This window comes from Roseicella frigidaeris (assembly GCF_003258945.1).
Taxonomy (GTDB): Bacteria; Pseudomonadota; Alphaproteobacteria; order Acetobacterales; family Acetobacteraceae; genus Paracraurococcus; species Paracraurococcus frigidaeris.
The window spans coordinates 104429-116967 of record NZ_QLIX01000010.1; the positions used below are offsets into that span (position 1 = coordinate 104429).

Consider the following 12539-nt stretch of genomic DNA (forward strand, 5'->3'; position numbering starts at 1 on the left):
GCGGGCGGCCGCGTCAGCCGCGATCCTGCGGCCGCGCCGCGGCGTGGCCCCGGCGCCGCGGCCCGGCCCAGCGCCGGAGCAGCAGCCAGCAGCCCATCGCCCAGGCGGCGCCGAGGCACCAGCCGGCGAGCACGTCGGTCGGCCAGTGGACGCCGAGCCAGACCCGGCTGGCCCCGACCAGCAGGGTCAGCAGCACCGCCACGGTGAGGATGTAGGCGCGGTGCCGCCGCCGCCCCGCCTCGGCCGCCAGCAGCGCCCCGAGGGTGAGGAAGGCGATGGCCGAGAGCATGGCATGGCCGGAGGGGAAGCTCGCGGTCTGCACCTCCATCAGATGCGGCACCAGCGCCGGCCGCGGCCGGTCGAAGCCCCGCTTCAGCAGGTCGTTGAGCAGCAGCCCCCCGGGCAGGGAGAGCAGCAGCAGCCCCACCGCCCGCCAGTGCCGGTCGAGCGCCAGGTACAGGAGGGCGATCAGCCCGAACAGCGCCAGCACCGGGATGCTGCCGAGCGCCGTGACCTCGCGCGCGGCGAGGCTCAGCCAGGCCGGCCCGATCGGCTGCCGGGCATCCCCGGGCTGGCGCAGCGCCAGCAGCACCGCCTCGTCGAAGGCATGGTGCTCCGGCTCGATCAGCTCCAGCACCGCGGCGAAGCCGAGCAGCCCGGAGGCCAGGATGGCGAGCGCCGCCAGCGCCGCGCCCTGGCCGAGGGCGAAGCGGCCGAGCCGCGGCAGGAGCCCCGCGCGGCCGATGCCCTCGCGGCCGATGCCCTCGCGGCCGGCGCCCTCGCGGGCAGCGCCCCCTTGCTCCATGCTGGGCTCCATGCTGCGGCAACCCCTGGCGGCCTCGCCGGTTGCCAGGGGCGAAGATGCGGGAGCCGGGACCATCGCCATCGAAACCACCGCCACCGAAACCGCCGGGGCCGGGCGGCCGGCCGAGCCCGGGCCGCCCACCGGGCGCACGCTGCTCATCGTCAACCGCCGCGCCCGCAACGGCGCCGAGCAGGCCGAGGCGGCCATCGCCGCCCTGGCCGGCGCCGGGCTCGACGTGCATCCCTATGACCCGCCCGAGGAGATGGGCTGCGCCGAGGCGGTGACCACCGGCCTCGCCCAAGGGGAAAGACTTGGCGGCTTCGACCGCGTCGTCATCGGCGGCGGCGACGGCACGCTGAACGGCGCCATCCCCGGCCTCCGGCGCGCCGGCCTGCCCTTCGGCATCATGCCGCTCGGCACCGCCAACGACCTCGCCCGCAGCCTCGGCATCCCCTTCGATCTGGAGGGGGCGGCGCGGGTGATCGCCACCGCCGCGCCGCGGCCGGTCGATCTCGGCGAGGTGAACGGGCATTGCTTCTTCAACGTCGCCAGCATCGGCTTCAGCGCCGAGCTGGCCGGCGAGCTGAAGGCCGAGGCGAAGAAGCACTTCGGCACGCTCGGCTATGCGGTGGCCGCGCTGGGCCTGCTGCGCCGCGCCCGCCCCTTCTCCGCCTGGCTGGCGCATGACGGCGGCGAGCAGCGGGTGCGCACCATCCAGGTCTCGGTCGGCAACGGCCGGCACTATGGCGGCGGCATGACGGTGGCCGAGGATGCAAGGCCGGATGACGGGGTGCTGCATGTCTACAGCCTGGAGCTGCGGCACTGGTGGCAGCTCGTCGCCCTGCTGCCCTGGCTGCGCCGCGGCACCCAGGGGCAGTGGCGGGAGGTGCGGGCCTTCCGCACCACCGACCTCGTACTCCGCACCCGCAAGCCGCGGCCGGTCAACACCGATGGCGAGCTGACGACGCACACCCCGGCGCATTTCCGGGTGCATCCGGCGGCGCTGCGCGTCTTCGCGCCGCCCGGCGAGACGGGGACCTAGCGCCCGCCTCCCCCCTGGTGTCCCGCCCCCTGGCGCCCCAACCCCTGGCGCCTTGCCCATCGCCGCGGGCATGATCCGGCCATGCCGGAATTCCACGCCCGCGCCGCCCTGCTGCCGGATGGCTGGGCCGCCGATGTCCTGATCGCCGCCGACGATGCGGGCTGGATCACCGCCGCGACCCCCGGCGCCGCGCCGGGCGCCGCCGCGCGCCTGCCGGGCGCCGTCATCCCCGGCCTGCCGAACCTGCACTCCCACGCCTTCCAGCGCGCCATGGCCGGCGGCGCCGAGCGGCGCAGCCCGGCCGGGCAGGACAGCTTCTGGACCTGGCGCGAGACCATGTACCGCTTCGTCGCCCGCCTCGACCCCGACACCGCCGAGGCGGTGGCGCTGCAGCTCTATGTCGAGCTGCTGGAATGGGGCTTCACCGCCGTCGCCGAGTTCCACTACCTGCACCACCAGCCCGATGGCACGCCCTATGCCGGCATCGCCGAGATGGCGCTGCGCCACCTCGCCGCGGCGCGCCGCGCCGGCCTCGGCATCACCCTGCTGCCGAGCCTCTACCGGCATGGCGGCATCTTCGGCGCGCCGCCGAGCCCGGGGCAGCGCCGCTTCCTCAACGACCTCGAGCCGTATGGCCGCATCCTCGAGGCCTGCCGCGCCGCGACCGCCGGCGACCCGCAGGCCGCGACCGGCATGGCGCCGCACAGCCTGCGCGCGGTGACGCCCGACATGCTCGCCGCCCTCGCCCCGCTGCCGGGGCCGATCCACATCCACGCCGCCGAGCAGGCGAAGGAGGTGGCGGAATGCCTCGCCGCCACCGGCGCCCGGCCGGTCGCCTGGCTGCTCGACAACGCGCCGATCGACGCGCGCTGGTGCCTGATCCACGCGACGCACATGACGCCGGAGGAGACGGCGGCGCTGGCCGCGCGCGGCGCCGTCGCCGGCCTCTGCCCGAGCACCGAGGCCTCGCTCGGCGACGGCCTCTTCCCGCTGCCCGGCTTCCTCGCCGCCGGCGGGCGGCTCGGCATCGGCACCGACAGCCATGTCGGCACCTCGCCGCGTGACGAGCTGCGCCAGCTCGAGACCAGCCAGCGCCTGGCGCGGCAGGAGCGCGCCGTCGCCGCCAGCGAGGCGGTGCCGCATCCCGGGCGGCGGCTGCTCGAGGCGGCGCTCGCCGGCGGGGCGCAGGCGAGCGGGCGGCGGATCGGCGCCATCGCGCCCGGGCTGCGCTGCGACCTCGTCGCGCTCGACGACGCGCATCCCTCGCTGATCGGCCGCGCCGGGGATGCGCTGCTCGATGCCTGGGTCTTCTCCGGCCAGGGCAACCCGGTCGATACGGTGGTCGTGGGAGGACGCCGAATGGTTGAAAACGGTCGCCACATCATAAGGGTAGAAGCAGGGAAGCGTTACACTTTGGCAATTGAAAAACTCTTGGATGTGCGTTGTAACAAGTAAATTTTCTCGCTTATTCGATCGAGAAGATTTTATATTTCCGCTGCTCAATAGATTTGTGATCGTTATGGCATACGTTGCAGCAAACTTAATGACTGGGGAAGAAATTGTTTCTGAAGGAAAAATACATTGGTTCGTGTATATCGTTCCTATCATTTCGATTATAGCATCTTTCTTCCTTATGGCAACTGATGCGTCTGTCTTTGGATTTTTAGTTTTATTGTTCGGAATTTTGCGGCTGATTTCGGCTTTTATAGTGCGCAATACAACAGAATTAGTAATAACAAATAGGAGAATTATTGCAAAATTTGGCTTTATACGCCGCAATACAGTAGAACTTCTCCACCGAAATGTAGAGAGCTTGCACGTCAGCCAGGGAGTGTTTGGCAGATTATTCCGATTTGGTACAATCATCGTGAATGGTACCGGCGGAGTAAGGACCCCTGTGCCTGATATTGATCACCCACTTGAGTTTCGGCGCACCGCACTGCGCCTTCTGGACAATAGAGAGCAATAACGGTTGACTCGGTGATATGACCCAACAACTGCACGGGAAGACCGCCTATGTCACCGGGGGCAGCCGCGGCATCGGCCGCGCCATCGCGCTGGCCTTCGCCGAGGCGGGGGCGAATGTGGCGATCTGCCATCTCGGCGATGCCGAGCAGGCGGCGACCCTGGTGCAGGCGGTGACGGCGCGCGGCCGGCACGGCTTCCAGAGGGAGGCCGACGCCGCCTCCCCCGCCGCGCTGCGCGACTTCGCCGCGGCGGCCGAGGCGGCGCTCGGCCCCTGCGACATCCTGGTGAACAATGCCGGGATCAACCTGCGCGGCCCCTTCGAGAGCATCACCGAGGAGGTCTACGACCGCGTCCTCGACGTGCACCTGAAGGGCATGTTCTTCATGGCGCAGGCCGTCTATCCCGGCATGGTGGCGCGCGGCCAGGGGCGGATCATCAACATCGCCTCGCAGCTCGCCTTCAAGGGCGGGCCGGGGATCGCGCCCTATTGCGCCGCCAAGGCGGGCATCGTCGGCTTCACCCGGGCGCTGGCCTGGGAGGCGGCACCGAAGGGCATCCAGGTGAACGCCATCGCCCCCGGCCCGATCGAGACCGACCTGACCCGCGCCCGCGGGCCGGACTGGAAGCGGCACATGGAGGAGACGCTCCTCGCCGGCCGCCTCGGCCAGCCGGAGGAGATCGCGGCGACGGCGCTGCTGCTCGCCGGGCCGGGCGGCGCCTTCTATGTCGGCGCCACGCTCTCGCCGAACGGCGGCGATATAATGTACTGATATTGGCGTGCGCCCGTGCTGGCGCACGGACGCCTTCAGTCGCCAGCGCCGGCCTCCGCCGGCTCGGCTACGCGCCATTGGGCGCGGCGCCCGTTCGGGCGCTCGGCCCGCTGCGCGGGCCGCGAATTGGCATGGCGTGCGCCCGTGCTGGCGCACGGTCGCCTTCAGTCGCCAGCGCCGGCCTTCGCCGGCTCGGCTACGCGCCATTGGGCGCGGCGCCCGTTCGGGCGCTCGGCCCGCTGCGCGGACCGCGACTTGGCATGGCGTGCGCCCGTGCTGGCGCACGGTCGCCTTCAGTCGCCAGCGCCGGCCTTCGCCGGCTCGGCTACGCGCCACCGGGCGCGGCGCCCATTCGGGCGCTCGGCCCGCTGCGCGGGCCGTTGGGTCCGATGTCCCCAGGCGATGCGGTGCATCGCTCCGCATCAGGCCGGCTCCCAGCCGCGGGGGATGCGGGTGCGGCCGCCGGCGAGGCGGTGCATCTGCTGCAGCAGGAGCCGCAAGCCCGGCGGCGCCCGCCAGTGCGGATGCGCCCGGCGGAAATGCGCGATCCGCAGCAGCAGGGGGGTGTAGATCGCGGACAGATCGGGATCGGGCAGGTATTGCGAGGGCGCCGGCAGGGCGCTGAACAGGCCGAGCCGCCGCGCCAGCAGGATCGCCCGCAACCCCATCAGCCGGATGCCCCGCCGCACCGCGCAGCAGAGCCGGTGGGTGATCGCCCGCAGCGCCGCCGGCGCCCCCGGCTGCGCCACCGCCTCCAGCAGCCGCAGCCAGAGCCCGCGATGCGCCCAGCGCCGGTAGCTCCGCGCCACGGTGCCGTGCCGCCCGAAGGCCGCCGGCAGGGCCGACCAGGCGGCGCGGCCGCCGCCCTCGGCGTTGCTCCGCTTCAGCGTCACGGCGCGGAAGATGGCGTCCAGCCGGCCGCGCGGATCGGCCATCCGCTCGCCCGCCCGGCCCGGCGCCGCGAGGCCGCAGCCGAGCGCCGCGAGATGCGGCGCCAGCGCCTCCCATTCGGCATCGCTCAGCGGCGCCCAGGGCGCCGGCGGCGTCAGCTTGGTCAGCGGATCGAGATAGAGCCGGCGCCAGAGCGCATGCCGGCGCAGCAGGTCGGGCGGCAGCAGGCCGGGTGGCAGCGGGCTGGGCGGCAGGGCGGCGGGGGATCGGGCGGAAGGGCGGCGGGGCATGCGGGCGGCTCCACTCCGGCGGGCCCGGGAGCAAAGCATATCATAGGAATTTTTTCAAGATGATCCCGAAACGGACGCCACCCCGGGCGCTTGCCATGGGATACCCCCCTACCCTATCCTCGCCGCCATGGCCCATACCCATCAGCAGAAGCCGAAGCTCATCGCCCGGCTGCGGCGCATCCGCGGGCAGGTCGAGGCGGTGGAGCGCGCCCTGGAGGAGGATCGCGGCTGCGGCGAGGTGCTGATGCTCGTCGCCTCGCTCCGCGGCGCGGTGCAGGGCCTCAGCGCCGAGCTGCTGGAGGAGCATATCCGCCACCATGTGGTGAACCCCGAGACCGAGCCCGATCCCGGCCGCGCCCGCGCCGCCGCAGAGCTGATCGAGGTCGTCCGGACCTACCTGAAATGAGCGCCGGCCCGCCCCCCGCCCCCCTCGGCCCGGCCGCCCTCGCCGCCGCCGCGCCAGGGGAGGCACATGAGCATGTCTTCCTCGGCGCCAGCCATGGCCGCAACGAGCGCCGGAGCTGGATCGTCATCGGCCTCACCACCGGCATGATGCTCGCCGAGATCGCCGCCGGGCATCTCTTCGGCTCCATGGCCCTGGTCGCCGATGGCTGGCACATGGCCACCCATGCGGCGGCGCTGCTGATCGCGGCGCTCGCCTACCGCTATGCCCGCCGGCATGCGCGGGACCGCCGCTTCACCTTCGGCACCGGCAAGCTCGGCGACCTCGCCGGCTTCGCCAGCGCCATCGTGCTCGCCCTCGTCGCCCTGCTGATCGGCTGGGAGAGCCTGCTGCGCCTGCGCGCGCCGGTGCCGATCGACTTCGCCGAGGCCATCGCCGTCGCCCTGCTCGGCCTCGGGGTGAACCTCGCCAGCGCCTGGCTGCTGCGCGACGCGCCGCATCACCACGGGCACGGGCCCGGCCACGACGACCACGACGACCACGACGACGATCACCATCACGGCCACCACCACGGCCACCGCCATGGCGGCGACACCAACCTGCGCGCCGCCTATCTGCACGTGCTGGCGGATGCGCTGACCTCGGTGCTGGCGATCGCCGCGCTGCTGCTCGGCAGCCTCTATGGCTGGCTCTGGCCGGACCCGCTGATGGGCCTCGCCGGCGCCCTCGTCATCGCCCGCTGGTCCGCCGGGCTGATCCGCGAGGCCGGCGGCGTGCTGCTCGACGACCTGCCGGCGGAGGCGCGGCTGCCGGCCGCCATCCGCGAGGCCGTCGAGGATGGGGAGGCGCGGATCACCGACCTGCATGTCTGGCAGCTCGGCCCCGGGCATCACGGCGCCATCCTCTCGATCGCCGCCGCGGCGCCGCGCCCGCCCTCGCATGACCGGCGCAAGCTCGCGCATCTGCCCGCGCTCTCGCATGTGACGATCGAGGTGGAGCCGGCCGCGCCACGGGGCGGCTGACCGCGCCGGCCCGACCCGCCGCGGCCCCGGCGACGCCGGGACGCGGCTTCGCGGGGCGCGGATGGCCGCGCGCCCCGCCGCCTGCCATACTCCGCGCCCAGGGGAAGAACGCCGCCCTCCACGGCCAAGCATTCGGAGGAGCGGTATGCACCGCATCGCAACCCGCATCGGCGGCCTGGCGCTCGCCGCCCTGCTCGCGCTCGCCGGCCCGGCCGGCGCCCAGACCAAATGGGTGATGGCCTCGCCCTATCCGGACGGCAATTACCACACCCAGACCATCAAATACTTCCTCGCCGAGCTGGAGCGGGCGGCGCCGGGCAAGCTGCAGGTGCAGCTGCACAGCAACGCCTCGCTGCTGCCGCTGCTGCAGATCAAGCGCGCGGTACAGACCGGCCAGGTGCAGCTCGGCGAGATCCTGCTCGGCGCCTATGGCAACGAGGACCCGGTCTTCGAGGTGGATTTCATCCCCTTCCTCGCCACCACCTATCCGGAGGCGCGCCGGCTGCACGCGGCGAGCGAGGCGGCGCTGCAGGCGCGCTTCGAGAAGCAGGGGGTGACGCCGCTCTACTACGTGCCCTGGCCGAGCCAGGCGCTCTACGGCAAGGCGGAGCTCCGCAGCCTCGAGGATCTGAAGGGCTCGCGCTTCCGGGCGCAGACGCCGATCATCGCCCGCATGGCCGAGCTGCTGGGCGCGACGCCGGTGCTGGTGCAGGCGGCCGACGTGCCGCAGGCCTTCGCCACCGGCATCGTCAACGCCATGCTGACCAGCGCCCAGACCGGCGCCGACAGCGCCGCCTGGGATTTCGCGAAATACGTCTACGACATCGGCTTCACCCTGACGCGCAACGCGGTGCTGGTGAACACCCGCGCCTTCCTGGCGCTCGAGCCGGCGGTGCGCACGGCGATGCGCGACGCGGCGGCGAAGGCGATGGAGCATGGCTGGGCGGCGGCGCAGGAATCCGAGCCGGTGCAGCTCGACCGGCTGCGCAGCCACGGGATGCAGACGCCGGAGCCGAGCCCGGCCCTGCTCGCCGGGCTGCGGGCGATCGGCGCGAAGCAGGAGGAGGAATGGGCGCAGAAGGCGGGCCCGGACGGGCGGGCGCTGCTCGAGCGCTACCGGGCGCTGGCGAAATAGGGGCGCCGCGCGGCCCCGTGCCCCCCGGTGCCGGGGGGCGCACGTTCAGGCTGGGGGCCGGCGCCGGGCCGGCCCCCATCCTTGCCGGGTTCAGCGCTTCTTGGCCGGGGCGCGCTTCTTCGCCGGGGCGGCGGGCGCGGCGGCGGCGGGCGGCGCGGGCGAGGCGGCCGGCGGGGCCGCATACTCCACCGTCACCAGCACGCGCAGCGCCGGGTTGCCCGGCAGGAAGCGCACGGTGAAGCGGTCCTCGCCGCCGAAGGCGGCATCCGGGATGTAGTCGACGCGCGTCGCGTCGCCGACCTTGTGCACGAAGACCCGGCCATGCTCCGGCCGGCCGACCAGCAGCCCGGCGTCGTAGGGCTTCGGCCCGGCCTGGGCGACGGTGACGCCGCACCAGCCGCCATCGTTCTTCATCACCATCGTCGTCTCGGCCTGCTGGCCGTTCGACAGCTCGACCTTCGGCGGCACGGTGCAGAGCGCGGACTGGCCCTGGGTGTCGGCGTAGTAGATCCGCGCCCCCTGCCGGGCCTGCTGCTGCGGGGCGCAGGCGGCCAGGCCGGCCAGGGTGGCGAGGGCAGCGAGGCTGCGCAGGCTCCGGTAGCTCACTTGCGCTTGCTCCCGTGGGCGGCGGCGGTCTTGGCGGCGGCGGCCGGCGCCGCGGCGCCGCCCGGGCAGGCGGTGACGCCGGAGGCGAGCAGGTTCTTGGTGGCGGCATAGGCCGGCAGGTCGGTCAGCCCCTGCAGCGCCATCACCTCGTCGAACAGGCCGGCGTTGCGGGTGCAGAAATCGCTGCCGAGCGCGCGCGCGTCGTTCGAGCGGGCATTGGCCAGCTCGGTGATGAAGATGTCCTGCTGCCGCTGGCCGTTGCGGCCGTAGCGGCGCGTGAAGTACTGCCCGACCTCGCGGTTGGAGACGACCAGCGCCGGCTGGTAGCGGCGGACGAAGTTGTTGTAGCGCTCCTCGTTCTCGCCCTTGCAGGTGGTGGCGACGACCATGAGCTCGGTCTTCAGCGCCTCGACCTCGAAGACCGCCTGGTCGGTCTCGTTGCTGCAGCGCTGCACGGCGAGCGCGGGCTGGCTGAGCAGCGTGGCGGCGGCGAGCAGGGAAGCGAGGCCGGTCCTGCGGCCCCGAACCCGCTGGGACCGCGGGGTTGCGTGTGACATTCCTGATGCCCTTCCTGGCAGCGGCGGGAGGCCCTGGCGTCTCTTCGTGTGGCGTCTCGGACCGGCCCGGTGGCGTGCCCGCACCGGAACCGGAGGGCTCTTTCAGCACAACCGCGCGACGGGCGCGATAGGGAGGTTGGGGAACCGATGCGGTTGCCGCGCGGGTGTGTCCTGGCGGCAGGTTGGCGCCACCGGCTGACAGGGGAAAGCGTGGTTGATCAAGGGCTTGCAAACTGTGCTTGGCGGCGTTCCGCTCCCCCACATAGGATCGGCTCCGCAACGGCGCCGGCGGCGGCGGGCGACTCGGCCGGACTCGCCGCCCCCAAGGCAGCGGGCGGGCGGGCAGCGGGCGGTCGCCCGGGTGGGGAGAGGCGGATGCGACGGCTGATCGTGATGGCGCCGCTGCTGCTGCTCGGCTGCGGCACCGGGCGCGGGCCGCTGCCGGAGGGCGGCGCCGGCGGCCTCTCCTGCGTGCCCTATGCGCGGGCCCGCTCCGGCCTCGCGCTGCGCGGCGATGCCTGGACCTGGTGGGCGGCGGCCGAGGGGCAGTACCGGCGCGACCAGCGCCCGCGCCCGGGCAGCGTGCTGGTGCTGATGCGCACCTCCCGCCTGCCGCAGGGGCATGTGGCGGTGGTCAGCCGCCTCGTCTCGGCGCGGGAGATCCGCGTCGACCACGCCAATTGGGCCTCCGGCCGGGCCAAGGGGCGGGAGGCGCGGGACCAGCCGGTGCTCGACTTCTCGCCCGGCAACGACTGGTCGCTGGTGCGGGTCTGGTATCCGCCGGCCGGCGGCTACGGCGCCAGCCAGTGGCCGGCCTATGGCTTCATCCATGCGGGATGAGGCCGGTCGCGAAAAAGGCCGGGCGGACCCCGGCCTTCGCGTGTCCCTCGATCGCCGGGGAGCCTATTTCAGGTTGACCGCCTGCCGGCCGCGCTGCCCGTCGCGGACGTCGAGATCGACCTTCTCGCCCTGCTGCACATCCTGCCGGCCGGCCCGCTGCAGGACGGAGGAGTGCAGGAACACGTCCTGCCCGCCATCCTCGGGGGTGACGAAGCCGAAGCCGCGCACCTGGTCGAACCACTTCACCGTGCCGCTGACGGCATAGGTCGGGCCGCCGCCGCCATCGCGGTCGCCGAAGTCGCGCCGCGGCGGGCGGTCGCCGAAATTGCCGCGCGGGGCCCCGAAGCCGCCGCCGCCGCCCCCGAAGCCGCCACCGCCGCCGCCGAAGTCGCGCCGCGGCGGGCGGTCGCCGAAATTGCCGCGCGGCGCGCCGAAGCCACCGCCGCCACCCCCGAAGTCGCGCCGCGGCGGCCGGTCGCCGAAGCCGCCGCCGCCCCCGCCGAACTCACGCCGCGGCGGCCGGTCGCCGAAGCCATCGCGGAAGGGCCGGCGGGCCGCGCCAGCCGCGCCGCCGCCCTCGCCGCGCCGCAGCTCGGTGATGCGGGTCACCAGGCGGCGCCCCTGGCGGTCGGTCCCGATCTCGCAGACGAGGGTATCGCCCGTGTCCGGCGGCTCGATGCCCGCCTCGGTCAGGGCCGAGGCGTGGAAGAACACGTCCTGACCATCGGGACCCAGCACGAAGCCGAACCCCTTGCGGGCGTTGTACCACTTCACCTGGGCCTCGACGGGCCCGGCATCGTCCCGCAGATCGTTGTCGGAAGGCACTTGCGCTAGTTTCCGTGTCTCGTGTTTGGCCAGCCCCAAGGTGCAGGCCCGCCATGGTTCGAAGCATGACACCCCCTCGCGGCCTTTGCGAGCGGTAAATCAACGGAACCGGGCCGGATCATAGGGCCGCGGATCGATCTCCGGCGCCCGGCCGGCGAGCATCGCCGCGACCAGCCGGGCGGTGCGCGGCGCCGCCACCAGCCCGACATGGCCATGGCCGAAGGCGTGCAGGATATCCGGGCAGCCGCGCGCCGGCCCGATGCAGGGCAGCCCGTCCGGCAGGCTCGGGCGGTGGCCCATCCAGACCCGCACCCGCTCCGCCGGCAGGTCGCGCGGCAGGCCAGGGAAGCTGCGCAGCAGGTGATCGCGAAGAATTTCGGCGCGCCGCCAATCCGGCGCCGCCTCGAGCCCGGCGATCTCCACCTGCCCGGCGCAGCGCAGGCCGCGATCGGTCATGGTGATGGACATCTTGCCGTCCGAGGGCATCAGCGGCGTGCGCGGCCCGACCTCGGCGCCCTCGATCATCGCGTGGTAGCCGCGCTCGCTCTCGAGCGGCAGGCGGTCCCCCGCCGCGGCGGCGAGGGCGCGGGAATGGGCGCCGGCCGCGATCACCGCGCGGTCCGCCGCCACCTCCCCCGCCTCGGTCCGCACCGCACGCAGCCGCCCGCCCTCGATGCGGAAGCCGGTGGCCCGCTGCGCCAGGCGCGTCGCGCCCGCCGCCTCGGCCAGCGCCACCAGCGCCGCGACATAGGCGCCGGGATCGCGGCAATGCCCGCCCTCCTCGACCAGCGCGGCGAAGCCGTAGCGCCGGTCGAGCGCCGGCTCGCGCTGGCGCAGCTCCTCGGCCGGCAGCTCCAGCCATGCGATCCCCACCTGGCGGCGGATGCGCCAAGCCATGGCCTCGGCCTCGAACTCGGCGCGCGAGGGATAGACATACATCAGCCCGCGCCGCTCGATCAGCCCGGGCACCCCCGCCTCGTCGGCCAGCGCCGCATGCAGCGCCGGGGCGTCGCGCAGCATGGCGCGCAGCGCGACGGCGGTGCGGGCGACCCGCGCCTCGGTCCAGCCGGCGGCGAGGTAGCGCGCCAGCCAGGGCAGCACCCGCGGCAGGTAGCGCCAGCGGATGGCGAGCGGGCCGAGCGGATCGGCGATGAAGCCGGGCACCTTGCGCCAGAGCCCGGGCACCGAGGGCGGGATCACCGACATCGGGCTGAGCCAGCAGCCATTGCCGTAGCTCGCCGCCTGCTCGCCGCCGGGCGGGCCGGGCTCGATCAGGGTGACCCGGTGCCCCTCCCGCTGCAGGGCAAGCGCGGTGCAGGCGCCGACGATGCCGGCGCCGATGACGACGGCATGAAGTTGCCGCGGCCGATTCACGCCCTCGCTGC

14 protein-coding genes are annotated in these 12539 nt (G+C 73.5%); 8 read left to right on the forward strand and 6 right to left on the reverse strand.

Annotated features, from left to right (window positions below; translation table 11 throughout):
* Window positions 1-13 precede the first annotated feature (13 nt).
* Window positions 14-805, reverse strand: a complete 792-nt coding sequence (locus DOO78_RS14770; RefSeq protein WP_111470616.1) for a phosphatase PAP2 family protein — start codon at window positions 803-805, stop codon at window positions 14-16.
* A gap of 10 nt (window positions 806-815) precedes the next feature.
* Between DOO78_RS14770 and DOO78_RS14775 the strand changes: the two genes are divergently transcribed.
* The 4 genes from DOO78_RS14775 to DOO78_RS14790 all read left to right on the forward strand — a co-directional run bounded on the left by DOO78_RS14775 (window position 816) and on the right by DOO78_RS14790 (window position 4585).
* Window positions 816-1847 carry a lipid kinase gene (locus DOO78_RS14775; RefSeq protein WP_111470685.1) on the forward strand — a complete coding sequence of 344 codons (1032 nt, stop codon included), beginning with the start codon at window positions 816-818 and terminating at the stop codon, window positions 1845-1847.
* 81 nt (window positions 1848-1928) lie between these two features.
* Window positions 1929-3302 (forward strand): formimidoylglutamate deiminase, encoded by a 1374-nt coding sequence (locus DOO78_RS14780; RefSeq protein ID WP_111470617.1) that lies wholly within the window; start codon window positions 1929-1931, stop codon window positions 3300-3302.
* Window positions 3303-3366: 64 nt separating this feature from the next.
* Window positions 3367-3816, forward strand: coding sequence for a PH domain-containing protein (locus DOO78_RS14785; protein WP_207802909.1), 450 nt, complete (start codon window positions 3367-3369; stop codon window positions 3814-3816).
* Window positions 3817-3832: 16 nt separating this feature from the next.
* The gene (locus DOO78_RS14790) at window positions 3833-4585 is read left to right on the forward strand and encodes an SDR family NAD(P)-dependent oxidoreductase (RefSeq protein WP_111470619.1); all 753 of its coding nucleotides are present in this window, start codon (window positions 3833-3835) and stop codon (window positions 4583-4585) included.
* Between the two features lie 422 nt (window positions 4586-5007).
* Here the strand turns inward: DOO78_RS14790 and DOO78_RS14795 are convergent, their stop codons facing one another.
* Complete coding sequence (locus DOO78_RS14795; protein WP_165838906.1) at window positions 5008-5766, reverse strand: transposase; 759 nt, start codon at window positions 5764-5766, stop codon at window positions 5008-5010.
* A 127-nt stretch (window positions 5767-5893) separates the two neighbouring features.
* On the opposite strand from DOO78_RS14795, the gene DOO78_RS14800 reads away from it, so the two are divergent.
* The 3 genes from DOO78_RS14800 (at window position 5894) to DOO78_RS14810 (ending at window position 8326) form a co-directional block, all read left to right on the forward strand.
* Window positions 5894-6172: a metal/formaldehyde-sensitive transcriptional repressor gene (locus DOO78_RS14800; RefSeq protein WP_111470621.1), complete on the forward strand. Its 279-nt coding sequence runs from the start codon at window positions 5894-5896 to the stop codon at window positions 6170-6172.
* A complete protein-coding gene (dmeF, locus tag DOO78_RS14805) occupies window positions 6169-7191 on the forward strand; it encodes a CDF family Co(II)/Ni(II) efflux transporter DmeF (RefSeq protein WP_111470622.1) in 1023 nt (340 codons plus the stop codon). Before DOO78_RS14800 ends, dmeF begins: the two co-directional genes overlap by 4 nt.
* Window positions 7192-7336: 145 nt before the next feature.
* Window positions 7337-8326 carry a TRAP transporter substrate-binding protein gene (locus DOO78_RS14810; RefSeq protein WP_111470623.1) on the forward strand — a complete coding sequence of 330 codons (990 nt, stop codon included), beginning with the start codon at window positions 7337-7339 and terminating at the stop codon, window positions 8324-8326.
* Between the two features lie 90 nt (window positions 8327-8416).
* Here DOO78_RS14810 and DOO78_RS27520 read toward each other — a convergent pair whose 3' ends face one another.
* Together DOO78_RS27520 and DOO78_RS14820 are read right to left on the reverse strand one after the other, a co-directional pair.
* Entirely contained in the window at window positions 8417-8932 is a 516-nt protein-coding gene (locus DOO78_RS27520) for a hypothetical protein (RefSeq protein WP_111470624.1), read from the reverse strand.
* A complete protein-coding gene (locus DOO78_RS14820; RefSeq protein WP_111470625.1) occupies window positions 8929-9489 on the reverse strand; it encodes a hypothetical protein in 561 nt (186 codons plus the stop codon). The genes DOO78_RS27520 and DOO78_RS14820 overlap by 4 nt, the downstream gene beginning before the upstream one ends.
* A 375-nt stretch (window positions 9490-9864) precedes the next feature.
* Here DOO78_RS14820 and DOO78_RS14825 point away from each other — a divergent pair, with 375 nt between their 5' ends.
* The gene (locus tag DOO78_RS14825) at window positions 9865-10329 is read left to right on the forward strand and encodes a CHAP domain-containing protein (protein ID WP_111470626.1); all 465 of its coding nucleotides are present in this window, start codon (window positions 9865-9867) and stop codon (window positions 10327-10329) included.
* Window positions 10330-10392: 63 nt separating this feature from the next.
* Here DOO78_RS14825 and DOO78_RS14830 read toward each other — a convergent pair whose 3' ends face one another.
* Window positions 10393-11154 carry a cold-shock protein gene (locus tag DOO78_RS14830; RefSeq protein ID WP_165838907.1) on the reverse strand — a complete coding sequence of 254 codons (762 nt, stop codon included), beginning with the start codon at window positions 11152-11154 and terminating at the stop codon, window positions 10393-10395.
* 99 nt (window positions 11155-11253) lie between these two features.
* Window positions 11254-12528 (reverse strand): NAD(P)/FAD-dependent oxidoreductase, encoded by a 1275-nt coding sequence (locus DOO78_RS14835; RefSeq protein WP_111470686.1) that lies wholly within the window; start codon window positions 12526-12528, stop codon window positions 11254-11256.
* Window positions 12529-12539 lie beyond the last annotated feature (11 nt).

Coding starts and splice junctions, on each gene's coding strand:
- DOO78_RS14770 (WP_111470616.1), bottom strand. CDS start 805: ATGGAGCAAGGGGGCGCTGCCCGCGAGGGCGCCGGCCGCGAGGGCATC.
- DOO78_RS14775 (WP_111470685.1), top strand. CDS start 816: ATGCTGCGGCAACCCCTGGCGGCCTCGCCGGTTGCCAGGGGCGAAGAT.
- DOO78_RS14780 (WP_111470617.1), top strand. CDS start 1,929: ATGCCGGAATTCCACGCCCGCGCCGCCCTGCTGCCGGATGGCTGGGCC.
- DOO78_RS14785 (WP_207802909.1), top strand. CDS start 3,367: ATGGCATACGTTGCAGCAAACTTAATGACTGGGGAAGAAATTGTTTCT.
- DOO78_RS14790 (WP_111470619.1), top strand. CDS start 3,833: ATGACCCAACAACTGCACGGGAAGACCGCCTATGTCACCGGGGGCAGC.
- DOO78_RS14795 (WP_165838906.1), bottom strand. CDS start 5,766: ATGCCCCGCCGCCCTTCCGCCCGATCCCCCGCCGCCCTGCCGCCCAGC.
- DOO78_RS14800 (WP_111470621.1), top strand. CDS start 5,894: ATGGCCCATACCCATCAGCAGAAGCCGAAGCTCATCGCCCGGCTGCGG.
- dmeF (WP_111470622.1), top strand. CDS start 6,169: ATGAGCGCCGGCCCGCCCCCCGCCCCCCTCGGCCCGGCCGCCCTCGCC.
- DOO78_RS14810 (WP_111470623.1), top strand. CDS start 7,337: ATGCACCGCATCGCAACCCGCATCGGCGGCCTGGCGCTCGCCGCCCTG.
- DOO78_RS14820 (WP_111470625.1), bottom strand. CDS start 9,489: ATGTCACACGCAACCCCGCGGTCCCAGCGGGTTCGGGGCCGCAGGACC.
- DOO78_RS14825 (WP_111470626.1), top strand. CDS start 9,865: ATGCGACGGCTGATCGTGATGGCGCCGCTGCTGCTGCTCGGCTGCGGC.